At 68.6% G+C, this 668-nt stretch carries 1 protein-coding gene; it reads right to left on the bottom strand.

Going from position 1 to position 668, the window contains the following annotated elements; genetic code table 11:
• Positions 1-668 (bottom strand): flagellin (locus tag ACTJI2_RS20025; protein WP_440843137.1); only part of this gene is annotated, 668 nt, incomplete at both ends.

The following is a 668-nucleotide window of genomic DNA, read 5'->3' as shown; positions in this document are numbered from 1 at the left end:
TGGTCTGCAGGTTGGCGACCACCGAGGTGAAGCGGTTCTGCACCGCACCCAGGTCGGCGCGCGCGCTGTTCACCGCGGTCAGCGCCTTGTCGACGATTTCCAGCGCCTGCTGGGCACCCTTGAAGGTGGAGATGTCCAGGTTGCTGGCGTACTGGTTGGCCGGGGCCGCCGCCGCCGCCGTGGCGGTGAAGGTCGGCGCGGCGATGCCGGTCCAGGTGCCGACCGTGGCGGTGATGGCCTTGAAGCTGCCGTCGGCGTTGACGCTGTCCTTGACCGAGGTCAGATCGATGCCGGTGCCGGCGGCGTTGACTTCGGCGTACACGCCGCTTTCGCCCATCTTGGCGTTGATGGCGGTCACCAGCGCCGCGCGCGCGGCCTTGCCGGTGGTGGCCGCGTCGGCGCCCTGCTTGACGTCGACGGTATCGATGGCGACGCCGTTGATGACCAGGCCGGTGACCTTGACGTCGCCGTTGGTGCCCGGATCCGCGGCGGCCAGCGCGTTCTTGTCGAACTTGGCGCCGCCCAGCGCGTTGGCCTTGGCGTCCACCACCTTGTCGATGGCGATGGCCTGCGAGGCATTGGCGCCGACCTGGAACAACTGGCTGGTGAACGAGCCGTCCAGCAGCTTGGTGCCGTTGAAATCGGCCTGCTTGGCGACGCGGTCGATT

Source organism: Pseudoxanthomonas sp. 22568 (assembly GCF_052044485.1).
Lineage (GTDB): Bacteria > Pseudomonadota > Gammaproteobacteria > Xanthomonadales > Xanthomonadaceae > Pseudoxanthomonas_A > Pseudoxanthomonas_A beigongshangi.
Note: the sequence above shows the minus strand (reverse complement) of the source record. Positions and strands in the feature narration are given on the sequence as shown.